The organism is Comamonas sp. A23 (assembly GCF_004522605.1).
Lineage (GTDB): Bacteria > Pseudomonadota > Gammaproteobacteria > Burkholderiales > Burkholderiaceae_C > Comamonas > Comamonas thiooxydans.
In genome coordinates, this window is the sequence record NZ_RSDT01000012.1 from 132282 (window position 1) to 147971 (window position 15690).

A 15690-nucleotide genomic window follows, 5' to 3' on the forward strand; every position below is an offset into this window, starting at 1 on the left:
TACCGGTAAAAAATGTCTACAAAAACCAAGCCAGCCCCCCTACCGTCGGGCAGCACAATAGGCGGATACCGGGTGGTGCGCAGGATTTCCTCGGGGGGGTTCGGGATTGTCTACCTGGCTCTGGACGCCGATGGCCAGCAGGTAGCGATCAAGGAGTACCTGCCGGCTTCGCTTGCCACTCGGGCGCCTGCCGAACTGCAGCCCATGGTGGCGCCAGAAAAACTGTCCCTCTATCGCCTCGGGCTCAAGAGCTTTTTCGAGGAAGGGCGCTCGCTGGCGCAGATTTCCCACGCCTCCGTGGTGAGCGTGCTGAATTTCTTTCGCGAAAACGAAACCGTCTACATGGTGATGAACTACCTGGAAGGGGCGACCCTGCAGGAGTTCATCGTCACGGCGCGCGAGCTCAAGGCCGACAAGGTGTTCAGGGAGTCGACCATCCGCTCTCTGTTTGACGAGGTGCTGCGCGGCCTGCGCATCGTGCATCAGCACAAGATGTTGCATCTGGACATCAAGCCCGCCAATATCTTCATCACCAATGACGACAAGGCCGTGCTGATCGATTTCGGCGCCGCGCGCGAAGTGCTGTCCAAGGAGGGCAACTTCATTCGTCCCATGTACACACCGGGCTTTGCTGCCCCTGAGATGTACCGGCGCGATTCCCAGCTGGGTCCTTGGACCGATATTTACGCCATTGGCGCCTGCATCTATGCCTGCATGCAGGGCATACCGCCCAATGAAGCTCCGCAGCGTCAGGACAAGGACCGACTGGCCCTTGCCTTGAACAAGCTGCGCGGCGTGTATTCGGACAATCTGATCGAGGTGGTGGAGTGGTGCATGGCCATGGATCCGCTCTCGCGCCCGCAGTCGGTGTTTGCCCTGCAAAAAGAGCTGAGCCGCGAAGGCGAGCGTCGCTATACCAAGCTCAGCATGCAGGAGCGCATGCGCATGCAGTTTGACAACATGGTGCATGACGCCAGGAAGAATCTTCAGAAACTCGGCGGCTCCGAACGTGGAGCGGTGACCGACAGCAATCGCAAACCATGAAATTTTCCGTCTTCCAGCTCAGCCGCCGTGGAGGCCGTGCCCTCAACGAAGACCGCATGGGCTACTGCTACACGCGAGAGGCGGCATTGTTCGTGCTGGCGGACGGCATGGGCGGGCATCCGGACGGCGAAGTGGCCGCACAGATAGCATTGCAGGTGGTTTCCACGCTTTTTCAGCGAAAGGCCAAGCCCATGCTGGAAGAGCCTGCCCTGTTTCTGGAAGAGGCGTTGCTGCAGGCCCATCGCCAGATACTGCGTTATGCCAGCACCAAGGGCATGATGGACACGCCGCGCACCACGCTGGTGGCGGCCGTGCTGCAGGACGGCAAGGTGACCTGGATACACTGCGGCGACTCGCGTCTGTACTGGGTGCGCGACGGGCAGCTCGTGGAGCGAACACGTGATCATTCGTACAGCGAGATGCGCAAGGTCTCCGGTGCGCTGGCGCCGGCCAACCGCAATGTGCTGTTCACCTGCCTGGGCTCGCCTTCCAAGCCCATCTTCGATGTGAGCGAGACAAGGCGGCTTGAGGAGGGCGATCAGCTGATGCTGTGCTCCGATGGCCTCTGGGGGGCGGTGCCGACGCCGGAAATTCTCCAGATCATGAACGACAAGGCCGTGGCCCACTTTGTGCCCATGCTGGTCGACACCGCACTCAAGCGCGCCGGGGACGGCAGCGACAATGTCACCGTGCTGGCACTGGTATGGGAAACACCGAATAATTTCGAGCCGTCTTCCATTTCCACACAGGAAATCGAGGATCAGGGCTTCGAGTCCACGATACAGGTGGGGCCGATCGAAGACTGCGAGGATGAGCTCGACGACGAGGCCATCGAGCGATCGATTGCCGAAATCAACGAGGCCATACGCCGTTCGGCACAGCGCCAGAAAGCCAAGACCTGAACACGGTTGCACGCTGCAATAGGCGCTGGCTTGAAACTACTGAATCAATAGCTGATTGCGCAAGCGCCATAAGCGCTTCCATGGATTTTTATTATGAAAATTGTGCTGGCATCCAACAACCGCGGAAAGCTCGCCGAGTTGCAAGCCATGTTTGCCCCGCTGGGCGTGGAGCTGATTCGTCAGGGCGATCTGTTCGAGGGAGAAGCTCCCGAGCCCTATGGCACCTTTGTAGAGAATGCGCTGTCCAAGGCGCGCTTTGCGGCCGAGAAGACCGGCTTGCCCGCCATTGCCGATGATGCCGGCATGTGTGTGGATCATTTTGGCGGTCTGCCCGGCGTGGACACGGCCTACTATTGCACCCAGTTCGGCTACGAGAAAAGCGACGACAACAATGTGCGCGCGCTGCTCGAGCAGATGCAGGGTGTGACCAACCGCCGTGCCGCCATGGTCAGCACCCTGGTGGGCGTGCGCTCGCCCAAGGACCCCGAGCCGCTGATTGCCGTAGGACGCGTGCAGGCTCTGCTCACGACCGAGCGCCGTGGCAGCAATGGCTTCGGCTTTGACCCGGTACTGCTTATTCCCGAGCTGGGCCTGACCTTTGCCGAGATGGAGCCCGAGCTCAAGCATGCGCACAGCCATCGTGGACTTTCTTCGCGCACCATGATCGAGATGGTGAAAGAGCGCTGGTTATAACCAGCGGTTCCCCCTGAGGCGCTTTGCCTAGGCGGCCCCGCGCCTTCCCCCTTTCTCTGCGCGCTATGGAAGGGGGACGACAGCCTCGCTGCGGGGCGGCGGGGCCGCCTAAGCCCTTGCTTGCTGTCCCATGGTGTTTTAGCGGCGTCGGTTTTGTTTGCGCTAGAAAAGCATATTTCCCATGATTCCCATTCAGCATCAAACAGAGACCGCCGAAGCGGCGGTGCAGCGCGATATTCAGCATTACATGCGGCCTGGCACGCTGCAACTGGGCAGCCTGCCGCCGCTGTCGCTGTATGTGCATCTGCCCTGGTGTCTCAAGAAATGCCCGTATTGCGACTTCAACTCGCATGCATGGGCCAAGGGAGATGCGCTGCCCGAGGATCGCTACATCGATGCTTTGATGGCCGATCTGGAGTCTGCACTGCCGCTGATCTGGGGGCGCACGGTGCACAGCGTCTTCATGGGCGGGGGCACGCCCAGCCTGTTCTCGCCCGAGTCCATAGACAAGCTGATTGCCGGTCTGCGCGCGCGTCTGCGCATGGAGCCCGATTGCGAGATCACCATGGAAGCCAACCCCGGCACCTTCGAGAAGGACCGTTTCAAGGCCTTCCGTGCGGCTGGCGTGAACCGCCTGTCAATCGGGGTGCAGAGCTTTGACGACCGCTATCTGCAGGCTGTCGGCCGTGTGCATGATGCGGCGCAGGCCCAGGCTGCGGTGCGCGAGGCGGCGGACAATTTCGAGACCTTCAATATCGATCTCATGTATGCGTTGCCTGGCCAGAGCATGGTCGATCTGCAGCGCGATGTGGACACGGCACTGTCGTTTGCACCGCCACATCTGTCGATTTATCACCTGACCATCGAGCCCAACACTTATTTCGCCAAATATCCGCCCGTGGTGCCGGAGGACGATACGGCCTATGAGATGCTGGACCTGATCACGGCCAGCACCAGGGCCGCGGGCATGCAGCGCTATGAGGTCTCGGCCTATGCCAAGGACGGCCATCAGTGCTTTCACAACAGCAACTACTGGCAGTTCGGCGACTATCTGGGCATTGGCGCCGGTGCGCACAGCAAGCTGAGCTTTGCCCATCGCATCGTGCGTCAGGTGCGTTTCCGCGATCCGGCCCGCTATATCGACATGGCACTGGCCGGCACGCCGCTGGCACAGGACAACGAGGTCAAGCGTGCCGATCTGCCGTTCGAATACATGCTCAACGCGCTGCGCCTGCGCGGCGGCTTTGCCTTGCAGGAGTTCATGGAGCGCACGGGCCTGCCCATGTCGGCCATTGCCAAGGGGCTCGATCAGGCCCAGGCCAAGGGCCTGATCAGCCGCGATCTGGGCCGCGTGGTGCCCACCGAACGCGGCTTTGACTTTCTGAGCGACCTGCAGGAAATGTTCCTGTAAGTCCTGGCGGGTGCTCAGCCGCAGCGCAGCGCCGTGATCTTGCCTGCGTCATTGGTGATGACGTTCAGGCGCTCCTGGTTGTAGTCCATGGTCGCGGGCTGACCCTCGCGCAGCACGCGCAGCAGGTACGAGCCGGACTTCTGGCGGATGGTTTCCAGCGTCGATGCCACGGTGTTGTGGCCGATATAGATCTGTACCGGCTCCGCGTGGCATACCTGCAGCTGACGCGCAGGCGGGGCGGTCTTGCCGCCTGCGACCATGCCATTGCTTGCGCAGCCCGCCATCAGCACAGCCATGCTGGCAGCAGCCATGCCGAGCAAAGGGCGGGTGGAAATATGCAGAGTGGGTGTTCGATGCTTCATGCCCCACACCATAGCGCCCCCAGGTGCTCGCGCATGCCAGACCAAGCCTTGATGTGCAAGCGGGTGCAACAAAGCAATGCGAAAATTTGATAGCTTTATGCGCAATTCCCTCAAGGGAATGGTCGCATTTTGACTGTGAATTTTCAGCGCCAGAGTCTATGGCTTGTGGGCTCCTTCTGCACTTTGAAAGATGCCGGCATCGATATTCGCGGCCTGCAGCTTGCGTGCAGCCTTTTCAGCGCGCTTTCGGCTCTCGAAGGGGCCGCTGCGTACTCGGGTGACTTCCCCCTTGTTGCTGGCCATCTTCTGCGTCAGCGCGGGCAGTCTGGACTTTTGCAGCTGCGCCAGCACCTTGTCGGCATTGCCGGCCTCGGAATAGACGCCCAGATTCAGATAGAACTTGCCAGGAACCAGGTCCGAGCCGGCATGGGGTGTCGAGGGGGCAGCTTGTTCCTTTGTATCTGTCGCGGGCCTGGCTGTCGGCTTTTCGCTCAGCTCGGCCTTGACCGCCGCTTTGCTCGGCACTGAGGCAGCTGCGTCGGGCGCAGCCTGCGCTGTGCGTGTGTCTGTCTCGGTGGCGGTCACAGGCGCTGGCTCTGCCGGGCGGTTTTCTGGCTGGGCGGCAGCAGAGGTCGCCTCGGGGGCGGGCTTTGCCAGGTCCGGGCTGGCAGCTGGACGATTGGCCACGGCGGTGGCTGCAGGCACTGCGCTCTTGGTCGGTGCCGGGCCGTCGGCGGGCAGCAAGGCCAGGCCCGCGCCTGCGGCCGCTGCCGCAGGCAGGGCCAGCACCAGCATGGCTGCGGTTCTGTTGCGAGGAGAGCCGACCTGCGCCTGCAAGGCGGCATGGGCGGCGGCCATATTGGGCGCGTCCGTAATCGCCTGCAGCGTCTGGGCCCTGATCTTGCGCCAGTACCAGCCATTGCCCAGCAGGCCGGGCACGGCCACAGCCACCAGCCAAAGTGCAATGCCCAGGCCCAGCGCCATGGCCTCGGGCAGAGCCGGGCGCAGGCCAAACCACCAGATCAGCGCGGTTGCCGTGACGGCTGCGAGGTATTTGCCAGCCTCGCGCCATAGACCGTGCAGGCTGCACCAGGCCAGGGTCAGGAAGGCTGCCGCCATATTCCAGCTGGGCAGGCTGCGGTCCAGGGCATCGAAGCGCTTGAACTGGGCCAGGTAAAAGTCGCGTGAACGTGGGCTCAGGCGGCTGGCATAGAGCTGGGGCAGCAGGCCGCTGTCCTCCTCTTCGGGTGCAGCGGTCTGCCCGGCCTCGTGTTGCAGACTGTGCTGCATGGAATAGGCCGCGGCTGCAAAGGCTCCTGCGATGGAGGCAGGCAAGGGGCTGGCATCCGAGCGCGCAGGCTGGTTCAGCACGGGCTCCTGGCGCTGGTTTCGGCCAGCAGGGGCGAGCGCAGGGGTGGGGGTGTCCGAAGCGGAAGGCATGGCTGCAATTGTGTCATGACGTTACGAGCAGGCCGAAGGCAGATTCCCAACAAAAAACCGGCGCCAGGCCGGTTTTTTGCGGGATGGCCGAGGCCCGCTCAGGCCTGGTGCGCGGGCAGAACGGTGGCACGGCATTCGCCAAAGCCGATGCGCGCGGCACCGGGCTTTTCGCACCAGCCGGCAAAGACCACGGCGTCTCCGTCGAGCAGGAAGGTGCGGGTTTCGCCGTTGCTCAGGCTCAGGGGCTTTTTGCCGCCTTCGGTGATTTCCAGCAGGGCGCCGGCTTCGGCCATGGTGGGGCCGGACAGCGTGCCCGTGCCCAGCAGGTCACCGGGTTGCAGATCGCAGCCGTTGACGGTGTGGTGGGCAATCAGCTGGGCCATGGTCCAGTAGGCGTGGCGGTAGCTGGTCCGGGTGATCTGCTCGGCGGCCTTGCCTTCGGCGCGCATCTTCTCGGTCTGGATGGCAACCGTGAGCTGCACGTCGAGCGCACCGCGCTGCGAGTTGGCTTCGGAGCTGAGGTAGGGCAGGGGCTGTGGGTCCTCGGACGGGCGGACAAAGGCCGTGCGATAGGGCTCCAGTGCTTCCAGCGTCACAATCCAGGGCGAGATGCTGGTGGCGAAGTTCTTGGACAGGAAGGGGCCCAGTGGCTGGTATTCCCAGGCCTGAACGTCTCGTGCCGACCAGTCGTTGAGCAGGCACAGGCCGAAGATATGGTTTTCGGCGTCCTCGATGCCGATGGCCTCGCCCCAGGCATTGGCCGAGCCGGCATAGATGCCCATCTCCAGCTCATAGTCGAGGCGGTTGCAGGGCTTGAGCACGGGGTCGGCATCGGGAGCCTTGAGCTGGCCATTGGGGCGCTTGAAGTCCACGCCCGAGATGCGGATGCTGGAGGCACGACCGTGGTAGCCGATGGGCACCCACTTGTAGTTTTCCATCAGCGGGTTGGTGGGGCGGAACAGCTTGCCCACATTGGTGGCGTGGTGCACGGAGGTGTAGAAGTCCGTGTAGTCGCCCACCTGTGCGGGTACGCCGTATTCCACATCGGCCTGGGGCACGAGGCAGGCCTTGAGGGCGGCTTCCTGGGCAGCGCCGGCACGCAGGGCGCGCGACAGGGCCAGACGCAGGGCCGACCAAGACGCCGGGCCCATGGCCATCAAGCTGTTGAGCTGAGCTTGCGCCGCTGCGTCGACCTGGGCCTGCACATCGCCGCCCAGTGCCTTGGCATCGCGAACAGCCGCCATGTCCAGCACCTGGTCACCAATCGCCACGCCGCCGCGAAAAGCCTCGCTGCTGCTCTTGCGACGAAAGACTGCAAACGGCAGGTTCTGGATGGGGAAGTCGCTGCTGCCCGTGTTGGCGCTGGCGACCCAGCTTTGCAGGCCGGCGTCGTGGGTTTCGTTCAATGCCATGTTCGTCTCCTTAAACGATTTGAATAAAAACAGGCTGCAGCGCTGATCTGCTGTGCGCTGTCAGCCATCGATCTATGACTGATCTATGGGATCTGGCTTGTGCTGGCTTGTGGATCCTTCATGCTGCGGTAAAGCCTCCATCCATATTCCACTGTGCACCACGCACCTGGGCGGCGTTGTCGCTGGCCAGAAAGCCGACCAGTGCCGCGACCTGTTCCACCGTCACAAAAGCCTGCGAGGGCTGCTTGGCGCCCAGCAGCCTGGCGCGGGCTGCCGCCTCGTCCAGCTGCTCGCGCTGCGCCAGGGCTTCGATCTGGGCCTGCACCAGCGGCGTGAGCACCCAGCCGGGGCAAATGGCGTTGCAGGTCACGGGCGTGGTGGCCAGCTCCAGCGCCACGGATTTGGTCAGGCCCAGCAGGCCGTGCTTGCTGGCCACATAGGCGGGCTTGTGGGCCACGCCGACCAGGCCGCTGACGGATGCCATATTGATGATGCGTCCCCAGCCGTGCTCCAGCATGGCCGGCGTGCAGGCCTGTATGGTGTGAAACGGTGCGCTCAGGTTGACGGCCAGCATGTTGTTCCATCGGTCTGGCGGAAAACTGAGCACGGATTCCACATGCTGCATGCCCGCGTTGTTGACCAGAATGTCCACAGCGCCGAGCTCGGCGGCGATGCGCCGGGCCAGCGGGGCAATGGCCAGGCCGTCGCTCAGATCCAGTGGGTAATAGCGGGCGGCCACACCCAGTGCGTGCAGCTCGGCGAGCTGTGCATCGGTGCTGGCAGACGCCTGGGCGCTGCCATGCAGGGCAATGGCGGCGCCTTCGCCGGCCAGTTGCCTGGCAATGGCCCAGCCGATGCCGCTGGTGGAGCCGGTGATCCAGGCCACACGGCCGCTATGGGGCTTGGAGGGCTGCTGGACTTGGGGCAGGACGATGGTCATTTGAGCAGGTCCATTTCGATATGCACGTATTCGCTGATGAAGCGTACCTTGGCCCAGTAGACGATCAAGCCCTGTGGATTGCAGGCCCAGCGCAGCGCCTGCATCAACGGCGTGCCCAGCGGCACGCCCAGATGCTCGGCAATCAGCTCGTCGGCCGGGGCTACGCTCAGGTACTGGCGGGCCGTGGCGATCTGCGCTGGGTCATTTCCCAGCGCCTGAGCCAGCGTGGTGCGCTCCAGCTGCTCCTGCAACCTGGGGTAGAGGTTTTGTTCCAGGTACAGCTCGGACAGGCAAAAGCGTGCATCGCCGTGCTTGTGTACGCGTAAAAAATAGGTATAGGCAGAGGCCAGTTCGCCAGGGGAAGGGAAGCCGGCCGGAATGGGCGGCACGCAGTCATTCGCTTGCTGCAGCGTAGTCTGCTGAATCTGCTCACCAAAGGCCACCAGCTCCTGCCAGGTCGTTGGCAGCAAAAAGGATGGGGGCTTGTAGGGCTGGCCCACGACCTTGGTGCCGCCGCGCTTGCGGGTCTGCAGCAGGCCTTCATCGACCAGCGCATGTACGGCCATGCGCACCGTGGTGCGCGAGACGCTGTGCAGGGCCTCGAGCTCCTCGACGGTGGGGATGCTTTGTCCGACCGTCCACTCGCCCGTCGCTATCTTGTTGCGAAACAGTCGGGCCAGCTGCAGGTGCAGCTTGTCGCGGGATTGGGAGGCGGTGGACGCAGCAGTCATAAGCACGGTTTTGCGGGGCAGTGTAGCAAATAAAGTATCTAAAAAAGTACTTTATTGAAAAAAGACCAGCAGACACCCAAGATGGCGCAATAAGGCAGCGGACGGGAGTGCAAACCAGCCCAAAGAAGCGCAAGAGTTCACAAATGTCACCATTCAGACAGTGCAAATGACTTTTAAACTCCTCGCTTTTGATAGCGGATAGTGCAGGCAGCCATTGGTTGCAATGTGCTTTGACAAGGGCAATCCTTGCCTGGGAGTTGGTAGTTTCATGCAGAAGCAGTACGAGTGGCAGTTTTTCCGCGCCGGCGAGGTGGATCAGGTGGTGATTCGCACGGGCCAGGACATTGCCCATATTGGTGAGCTGGATCAGAAGCTGTGGGTGGCTCTGGCCTGTCCCACGCGAGGTATCGAGTTCGACAGCGCAACGCTGGATTTGATTGACGAGAGCAAGGACGGCCGTATTCGCCCTCCGGAGCTGGTGGCCGCCTGTGAATGGGCCGTGGCAAGAGTGCGTGATCCGCAGGTTCTGGCCGATGGCGGCGATGTGCTGCAACTGAACAGCATCAACGATGCGACGGAGGAAGGCGCGTTGTTGCTGGCAGAGGCCAGACGCGTGCTGGAGCTCGCGGGCCTGCCCGATGCCCAGTCCATCACGCTGGCCCAGGTGCAGGAGCGCATGGCTTCGCTGCAGGCCCTGCGTTTCAATGGCGACGGCGTCGTCAGTGCAGCCACGGCCGAAGGCGATGAGGCCCTGGCTGGTCTGATTGCCCGCATTCAGGAGCTTTACGGCGCGGTGGACGGCAGCGATGGCGTTCCAGGCATCGATCGCAGCAAGGCCGAGGCCTTCTGGGAAGACGTACAAGCCCTGCAGACCTGGTTTGACCAGGCGGCAGAGCTGGGTTGCAATCTGCAGCCGCGTGCACTGGCGCTGGCGGCTGCGGAGGCCGTGAACGCAGTGCAGGCCAAAGTCGATGACTTTTTTGCCCGCACGCGCCTGGTGGAGTTCGATGCCAATGCACGTGCACCGCTCAACCCAACGGAAGAAGGCTATGCCGCTTTGGGCGCGCAGGTGCTCAGCAATGCATCGGAGTCTCTGGCCGCGCTGCCGCTGGCCGCAGTGACCGGCGAGCGCAGCCTGCCGCTGGTGAATGGCGTCAACCCCGCCTGGGCTGCTGCCTTGCAGACCTTGCGCGAGCAGGCCGTGCAACCCGTGTTCGGCGAAGCGTTGACGGCGCTGACCGAGGTGCAGTGGGATCAGCTCAAGACCATGCTGGCCCATTGCCAGCAATGGTTGTCGGAGTGCCCGGCAACGCCGCTGGGCGCAGTGAGCGAGGCCGAAATTCAGCAACTGCTGTCCAGCGGGTTGAAAGACGCAGTGATGCAGTTGCTGGACCATGACGATGCCGAAAAAGAGCATGCCGTCCAGGCCATGGCTCTGGAGAAGCTGATCCGCCTGCAGCGCGATCTGCTGGAGCTGCTCAACAACTTTGTCTCCTTCTCCCGCTTCTATCGCCGCGAAGGCGCGGCCTTCCAGGCCGGTACCTTGTTCCTGGACGGCCGCAGCTGCGATCTGACCGTGGAGGTTGCCGATGCGGCAGCCCACTCCACGCTGGCCGCCATGGCCAAAACCTATCTGGCCTACTGCGAATGCAAGCGCGAGGGGCAGAAAAAGACGATCGTCGCGGCCTTTACGGCAGGCGATGTGGACTTTCTGTTCGTGGGGCGCAACGGCGTCTTCTACGACCGTGCGGGCAATGACTGGGATGCCACCATCGTCAAGCTCATCGACAACCCGACCAGCATCGGCCAGGCCTTTTTCTCGCCCTACAAGAAGTTCCTGCGCATGATCGAGGAGCAGGTCGCCAAGCATGCCGCAGCCAAGAACGATGTGGTCAATACCAGCCTCAGCGACAACGCGACCAAGCTGGTGACGGCGCCCAAGGACCTGGCCCAGGCACCTGCTCCAGCGCGCAAGACCGATGTGGGGACGGTGGCCGCCATCGGCGTGGCGCTGGGCTCGCTGAGCGCCGTGATCGTTGGCATCTTCGGCAAGTTCATCGAACTGGGGCCGTGGATTCCGGTGGCCATACTGGGCCTTATCCTGGCCATCTCCGGTCCCAGCATGCTGATTGCCTGGCTCAAGCTGCGTCAGCGCAGCCTGGGACCGATTCTGGATGCCAGCGGCTGGGCCATCAATGGCCGCATGAACATCAATCTGGGCCTGGGCCGCAGCCTGTCGCAGACGGCCAAGGTACCGGTCAACGCCAGGCGCAATATTGCCGACCCTTATGCGGACAGCCATGGCCTGCGCAACAGCCTGTGTGTGCTGGCATTGATGGCAGCCGCCGCGCTGCTGGCCTGGCGCATGCACTGGCTGGACGCCGTGCTGCCTGTCAGCTGGCAGCATGTCCCGGCGGCGGCCAGCGCGCCAGCGGTCACCGCACCGGCAGCGGCCGCAGCAGAGTCCGCTGTCAGGTAAGCCAGAGGCGCGCGCCGTCTGCAGAGGCTGGCGGAAGGCCCATCGCTTCGCCGTACCACCCAATACCGCTTGCATGGGTGCGGTATTGGGGGCTGGAGCCGGAATCTGTCCTAGAGTGCTGTTCTGTACTCACCGAAGCATCTTGGATGTGCATGCATTCAAGGTGCTTTTTCGTTGCATTTGATGACAGGAGCAAGCCATGGGACGTGCCATCCATTCCGCGCATGAACTTCTCGCCACCAATGAGCGTGAGCTCTACGATCTTTCCCAGTCCGATACGGCCCTGGTCAGGCTGAGCCCGGCCCAGCGCCGCCTGCAGCTGCAGCGCGCCCGCGCCATGCGCGATCGGGCACGTGCGCTGTACCGCCGGCAGGTCGGCCACACGCTGCACCACACGGCCACCAAGCGTGGCTTCACGGGCATGGCCAATGAGCGCACCCGCCAGAAGGCCCAGGTGCTGTCCGAGGTGGTGCGTCGGCTGGCGGGCGAGCCGGCCTGAGTTCCCTGCAATCTCTGTGGAGCTTTGTGGCTATTGAAAAGTGAGCTTATTACGCTCGTCACTCAAGGATTTCAATATCAAATGCCATTGAAATCATTGAATAACTTGCGTAGTAAGCTCATTTTTTATGCTTGCGGTAGATGCACGGCCGACAGCAGCGGCATGCCGGTGCGGCGCGTGAACTCCTCGTAGCTGATGGGCGGGCCCATGCGGGTGTCGGCACTATTGGCCTGCCAGTACACCCAGCTCTTGCCGGTGCTGGCGTCATAGACCAGCTTGAAGATGTGGCAGGGCACATGGACCTTGCCCGGCCCGATGGTGAGCGGCTGCCCGTCGAACACCGGGCCGGTGAAGACGTAGACATCATTCTTGGCGCGCTGGGCGTAGCGGCGCGTGTCCTGCTCGACCTTGCTCCAGACGCCGCCGTTGTGGGTCTGGTCCTGCGGAAGTCAGGATTCGATTCGACCAAGCCACAAGAAGACGGAGATCATCGAGTGGTCGGCCTGGATGCTCAGTCAACTCTCATGATTTTTCTGAGCGATGAGATCTTCCCAGTCATCTGGGCGCTGATCCTCTCCGCGCGAGTGCCAGTACTCATCATTGTTGGGATTGCATTTATTTGCATGGTTGTCGTTGTCGGCTTTGCTGGGCATGGTCGCTCTCCTTGATGGATGTGTCAGGAATTCCATTTCTGCTTTTTTGCGATGGCTTGTTGCATTCGATCAACATACGAGCCCTTGGGCACGCTACCTCCTGTCTTGATTGCAACAGCGCTTTGAATACGGGAAATCGCCGTCTGGGTAACGGGGGGCGGGTTGGCTGCCGGGCGCAGGGGCACTACGGCGAACGGATGACTTGGTCATAGAGTCTCCAATGAAGTTGAGAACGTGGCATTTTTCAGTGCCACGTAGGCACTGTCATCGATCAGTTCAATGGAGTTCATCCAGAAATGTTCACTTTGGCATGGGCGTGTACGGCACAGGGCAAGTTTTTGGAGGTACCCACGTCCGGCACAGGGTGCGGTCTATGCCAAAGCGGGTCGGCAGGCACCTTATCCATGGAATGTTTGCGTTTTAGATAAGTGATTGCTAAAGTGTCGCCATGCCCGAAAACGACATCTTCAAGGCCCTGGCCGACCCCACGCGCCGCTCCATCTTCGAGAAGCTGGCCGCTGGCAGCATGCATGCCAGCGCACTGCGCGAGGGCAAGGAGATCAGCCAGTCGGCCATGTCCCAGCATCTGGCCGTGCTGCGCAATGCGGGGCTGGTGAGCGAGCAGCGCCAGGGGCGCTTCGTGCATTACGAGGTCGATCCCGAAGGGCTGGCGCTGATTGCGGGCTGGCTGGCGAAGTACCGCGCCTACTGGCCGCAGCGTATGGATGCTCTCAAGGGCCTGCTCAAGGACATGGACCAATGAACGATATGGACAACGACGATGCGGCCTGCGAACTGGTGCAGGAGTACGCGCTGGACGCCTCGCCCGAGAAGGTCTGGCGCGCGCTGAGCATTCCCGAGTTGCGCGCGCAGTGGCTGCCGGGCACCGAGCATGCCGAGCCGTTGAGCGAGGTGCCGCCGCAGGCGCTGAGCCTGCGGCTGCGTGAGGCCGAGCCGCCCTTTCTGGAAAGCACGGTGGACCTGAAGATTAGCCCCGCTGCCGACGGCGGTACGCTGCTGCGCATCGTCCATGTGCTGACCGATGCGCGGGCGCAGCCCGCCAGGGAGGTGGCCAATGATGGCGGCTTCCTGATGTACGCGACCTGAGGCGCTGCCCTGGCAACGGGGCGTGCGGCGCAGGGCTGCGGTTCTTTTTTTCACCATCACACACAGGAGTTCGCCCATGCGCGAATCGATGATGCTCGTCCCCATGGTTGTCGAACAGTCGGCGCGCGGAGAGCGGTCCTTCGACATCTACTCGCGCCTGCTGCGCGACCGCGTGATCTTTTTGAACGGCGAGGTGAACGATGCGGTCTCTGCCTTGGTCTGCGCGCAGTTGCTGTTCCTGGAGGCGGAGAACCCCGACAAGCCCATACACCTCTACATCAACTCGCCGGGCGGCGTGATCACCAGCGGCCTGGCCATGTACGACACCATGCAGTTCATCAAGTCGCCCGTGCACACGCTGTGCATGGGCACGGCGCGGTCGATGGGCTCCTTCCTGCTGATGGCCGGCGAGCCCGGCCACCGCATGGCCATGCCCAACGCCAGCCTGCACGTGCACCAGCCGCTGGGCGGCGTGCGGGGGCAGGCCTCGGACATCCGTATTCATGCCGAGGAAATGCTGCGCACCAAGGACCGCGTGACGCGCCTGTACGCCCAGCACTGCGGGCGCAGCTACCAGGAGGTGGAACGCGACCTGGACCGCGACCGCTTCATGACCGCCAAAGAGGCCCGCGAGTGGGGCCTGATAGACAAGGTTCTGGACCGGCGCACGGCAACTCTCTGAGCCGCAGCGCCAGCAGCGCGCTTCTCTTCTCCCCATCCTCGTAACCGCCACGAGGCAAGTTGCCCGCAGCGAAGCGGAGGGTCGCGGACATTCGGGTCGCCTTTTCTTGGCCTACGTTCTTTTAGCGAAGCAAAAGAAGGTAGGTCGGCCGCCGGGCCGAGACCCGGCTTCAAAAAACAACCACCCGGCAGGGGCAAAGACGGCCTCCTAGTCCACGCCAGAAGGCTAACCGTGACCCCGCATCACCCCCGCCAACAACGGCATCCCCGTCCTCCGAGTGAACTCCTCATAACTGATGGGCGCACTCATCCGCGTATCCGCACTGTTGGCCTGCCAGTACACCCAGCTCTTGCCGGTGCTGGCGTCATAGACCAGCTTGAAGAGGTAGTCGGGCACCGCCACCTTGCTCTCACCGATGGTGGAGGCGTTCTTGTTGAATACAGGGCCGGTGAAGACAAAGACATCGCCCCGGGCGCGCAGCGCATATTTGCGCGTGGCCTGTTCCACCTGGCTCCAGGCGCCCGCGTTGTGCACCTGGTTCTGCGGCACCATGTTCGCGAGGCTGAAGCTCTGGGCCATGGCCTCGGGCGTGCTCATGTCGGCCGCCGGCGCCATATGGCCGCGCGAGAAGCCGGAGCGTTTGTAGTCGTCGAGCTCGGAGCGCTCGGCGCGCGGCAGGCGGGCGTCGGCATAGAACTTGTCGCTGCGCTGCAAGCCCTGGGCCTGCTGCAGCATCTGGCGATTCAGGCGCTCGGCCACAAACACAGGGGTCTTGGTGCTGCCGTTGTGCAGCACGGCAAAACCCGAAAAGCACAGCTCGCGCTCACGGGGTTGAAGCTGCAGGGCCGGAGCCTTGCCGCCGGGAAAGAACTGGGGGCAGCGGGCAAAGTGCGTGGGCAGGGCTGTGGCCGTGACATCGGCCTTGTCCACCTTGCCGCCCACGCTGGGCGTGTGGGCGCCGGAACCGGAACCGGAACCGGAACCGGAACGCAGATCATCCAGATCCGGCCAGCCGTTCTTGCGAAAGGCCTGCAGGGTCTGGCCGAGCGCATCGAGTGCGGGAATATGCAGGGCTGCCAGCGCCTGGCCCAGCAGTCTCTCGGCGGAGACGCTGGGATTGAAGCTGCAACTGGCGATCTGGAAGCTGGCCAGTGCCGCAGCACCCGCAGACAGGGCAAAGCGCCTGATGCGGGAGAGGCTGTTGCCAGCAGTCCTGGAAGCTTTGCCGCGCTTGCGCGCAGGCGTTTTCTTTTTCTTGGCGGTCGTCATTCAGGCGGCAATGGTACGCCGCCTGAATGCTGCTTGAAGCGAGGTGCGGGCCGCAGGCCGCACTTT

The 15690-nt window shown here is 62.8% G+C and carries 15 protein-coding genes and 1 pseudogene; 9 read left to right on the forward strand and 7 right to left on the reverse strand.

The features are described 5' to 3' along the window. Positions 1 to 12: 12 nt before the first annotated feature. From EIC84_RS22225 to hemW, 4 genes are all read left to right on the forward strand, one after another. Entirely contained in the window at positions 13 to 1044 is a 1032-nt protein-coding gene (locus tag EIC84_RS22225) for a serine/threonine-protein kinase (RefSeq protein ID WP_034358139.1), read from the forward strand. Beyond that, positions 1041 to 1946, forward strand: a complete 906-nt coding sequence (locus EIC84_RS22230) for a PP2C family serine/threonine-protein phosphatase (protein WP_003062686.1) — start codon at positions 1041 to 1043, stop codon at positions 1944 to 1946. Before EIC84_RS22225 ends, EIC84_RS22230 begins: the two co-directional genes overlap by 4 nt. A 93-nt stretch (positions 1947 to 2039) precedes the next feature. After that, positions 2040 to 2639, forward strand: a complete 600-nt coding sequence (locus EIC84_RS22235) for a non-canonical purine NTP pyrophosphatase (RefSeq protein ID WP_003062684.1) — start codon at positions 2040 to 2042, stop codon at positions 2637 to 2639. 181 nt (positions 2640 to 2820) lie between these two features. Further along, entirely contained in the window at positions 2821 to 4050 is a 1230-nt protein-coding gene (hemW, locus tag EIC84_RS22240; RefSeq protein WP_003062682.1) for a radical SAM family heme chaperone HemW, read from the forward strand. A gap of 14 nt (positions 4051 to 4064) precedes the next feature. Here hemW and EIC84_RS22245 read toward each other — a convergent pair whose 3' ends face one another. The 5 genes from EIC84_RS22245 to EIC84_RS22265 all read right to left on the reverse strand — a co-directional run bounded on the left by EIC84_RS22245 (position 4065) and on the right by EIC84_RS22265 (position 8935). Beyond that, complete coding sequence (locus EIC84_RS22245; protein WP_231879734.1) at positions 4065 to 4412, reverse strand: I78 family peptidase inhibitor; 348 nt, start codon at positions 4410 to 4412, stop codon at positions 4065 to 4067. A gap of 156 nt (positions 4413 to 4568) precedes the next feature. Beyond that, complete coding sequence (locus EIC84_RS22250) at positions 4569 to 5852, reverse strand: SPOR domain-containing protein (RefSeq protein WP_003062678.1); 1284 nt, start codon at positions 5850 to 5852, stop codon at positions 4569 to 4571. Positions 5853 to 5950: 98 nt separating this feature from the next. After that, the gene (fahA, locus tag EIC84_RS22255) at positions 5951 to 7264 is read right to left on the reverse strand and encodes a fumarylacetoacetase (RefSeq protein WP_003062676.1); all 1314 of its coding nucleotides are present in this window, start codon (positions 7262 to 7264) and stop codon (positions 5951 to 5953) included. A gap of 118 nt (positions 7265 to 7382) precedes the next feature. Further along, a complete protein-coding gene (locus EIC84_RS22260; RefSeq protein WP_003062674.1) occupies positions 7383 to 8204 on the reverse strand; it encodes a 3-hydroxybutyrate dehydrogenase in 822 nt (273 codons plus the stop codon). Continuing rightward, positions 8201 to 8935, reverse strand: a complete 735-nt coding sequence (locus tag EIC84_RS22265) for a GntR family transcriptional regulator (protein WP_003062672.1) — start codon at positions 8933 to 8935, stop codon at positions 8201 to 8203. Before EIC84_RS22265 ends, EIC84_RS22260 begins: the two co-directional genes overlap by 4 nt. A 268-nt stretch (positions 8936 to 9203) precedes the next feature. On the opposite strand from EIC84_RS22265, the gene EIC84_RS22270 reads away from it, so the two are divergent. Together EIC84_RS22270 and EIC84_RS22275 are read left to right on the forward strand one after the other, a co-directional pair. After that, positions 9204 to 11414 carry a hypothetical protein gene (locus EIC84_RS22270; RefSeq protein WP_003062670.1) on the forward strand — a complete coding sequence of 737 codons (2211 nt, stop codon included), beginning with the start codon at positions 9204 to 9206 and terminating at the stop codon, positions 11412 to 11414. Between the two features lie 199 nt (positions 11415 to 11613). Further along, on the forward strand, positions 11614 to 11913 hold the full coding sequence (locus EIC84_RS22275) for a hypothetical protein (protein ID WP_003062668.1): 300 nt from the start codon (positions 11614 to 11616) through the stop codon (positions 11911 to 11913). Between the two features lie 125 nt (positions 11914 to 12038). Here EIC84_RS22275 and EIC84_RS22280 read toward each other — a convergent pair. Then, positions 12039 to 12362 (reverse strand): annotated as a pseudogene (locus EIC84_RS22280) (DNA/RNA non-specific endonuclease); the annotation flags it as partial. Between the two features lie 652 nt (positions 12363 to 13014). Between EIC84_RS22280 and EIC84_RS22285 the strand changes: the two are divergent. The 3 genes from EIC84_RS22285 to EIC84_RS22295 all read left to right on the forward strand — a co-directional run bounded on the left by EIC84_RS22285 (position 13015) and on the right by EIC84_RS22295 (position 14355). Continuing rightward, on the forward strand, positions 13015 to 13329 hold the full coding sequence (locus tag EIC84_RS22285; RefSeq protein ID WP_003062662.1) for a helix-turn-helix transcriptional regulator: 315 nt from the start codon (positions 13015 to 13017) through the stop codon (positions 13327 to 13329). Further along, positions 13326 to 13673 (forward strand): SRPBCC domain-containing protein, encoded by a 348-nt coding sequence (locus EIC84_RS22290; protein WP_003062661.1) that lies wholly within the window; start codon positions 13326 to 13328, stop codon positions 13671 to 13673. Before EIC84_RS22285 ends, EIC84_RS22290 begins: the two co-directional genes overlap by 4 nt. Positions 13674 to 13749: 76 nt before the next feature. After that, positions 13750 to 14355, forward strand: a complete 606-nt coding sequence (locus EIC84_RS22295) for an ATP-dependent Clp protease proteolytic subunit (protein WP_003062659.1) — start codon at positions 13750 to 13752, stop codon at positions 14353 to 14355. A 225-nt stretch (positions 14356 to 14580) separates the two neighbouring features. Here EIC84_RS22295 and EIC84_RS22300 read toward each other — a convergent pair whose 3' ends face one another. Further along, positions 14581 to 15624, reverse strand: coding sequence for a DNA/RNA non-specific endonuclease (locus tag EIC84_RS22300; RefSeq protein ID WP_003062657.1), 1044 nt, complete (start codon positions 15622 to 15624; stop codon positions 14581 to 14583). Between the last annotated feature and the right edge of the window lie 66 nt (positions 15625 to 15690).

Coding starts and splice junctions, on each gene's coding strand:
- EIC84_RS22225 (WP_034358139.1), top strand. CDS start 13: ATGTCTACAAAAACCAAGCCAGCCCCCCTACCGTCGGGCAGCACAATA.
- EIC84_RS22230 (WP_003062686.1), top strand. CDS start 1,041: ATGAAATTTTCCGTCTTCCAGCTCAGCCGCCGTGGAGGCCGTGCCCTC.
- EIC84_RS22235 (WP_003062684.1), top strand. CDS start 2,040: ATGAAAATTGTGCTGGCATCCAACAACCGCGGAAAGCTCGCCGAGTTG.
- hemW (WP_003062682.1), top strand. CDS start 2,821: ATGATTCCCATTCAGCATCAAACAGAGACCGCCGAAGCGGCGGTGCAG.
- EIC84_RS22245 (WP_231879734.1), bottom strand. CDS start 4,412: ATGAAGCATCGAACACCCACTCTGCATATTTCCACCCGCCCTTTGCTC.
- EIC84_RS22250 (WP_003062678.1), bottom strand. CDS start 5,852: ATGCCTTCCGCTTCGGACACCCCCACCCCTGCGCTCGCCCCTGCTGGC.
- fahA (WP_003062676.1), bottom strand. CDS start 7,264: ATGGCATTGAACGAAACCCACGACGCCGGCCTGCAAAGCTGGGTCGCC.
- EIC84_RS22260 (WP_003062674.1), bottom strand. CDS start 8,204: ATGACCATCGTCCTGCCCCAAGTCCAGCAGCCCTCCAAGCCCCATAGC.
- EIC84_RS22265 (WP_003062672.1), bottom strand. CDS start 8,935: ATGACTGCTGCGTCCACCGCCTCCCAATCCCGCGACAAGCTGCACCTG.
- EIC84_RS22270 (WP_003062670.1), top strand. CDS start 9,204: ATGCAGAAGCAGTACGAGTGGCAGTTTTTCCGCGCCGGCGAGGTGGAT.
- EIC84_RS22275 (WP_003062668.1), top strand. CDS start 11,614: ATGGGACGTGCCATCCATTCCGCGCATGAACTTCTCGCCACCAATGAG.
- EIC84_RS22285 (WP_003062662.1), top strand. CDS start 13,015: ATGCCCGAAAACGACATCTTCAAGGCCCTGGCCGACCCCACGCGCCGC.
- EIC84_RS22290 (WP_003062661.1), top strand. CDS start 13,326: ATGAACGATATGGACAACGACGATGCGGCCTGCGAACTGGTGCAGGAG.
- EIC84_RS22295 (WP_003062659.1), top strand. CDS start 13,750: ATGCGCGAATCGATGATGCTCGTCCCCATGGTTGTCGAACAGTCGGCG.
- EIC84_RS22300 (WP_003062657.1), bottom strand. CDS start 15,624: ATGACGACCGCCAAGAAAAAGAAAACGCCTGCGCGCAAGCGCGGCAAA.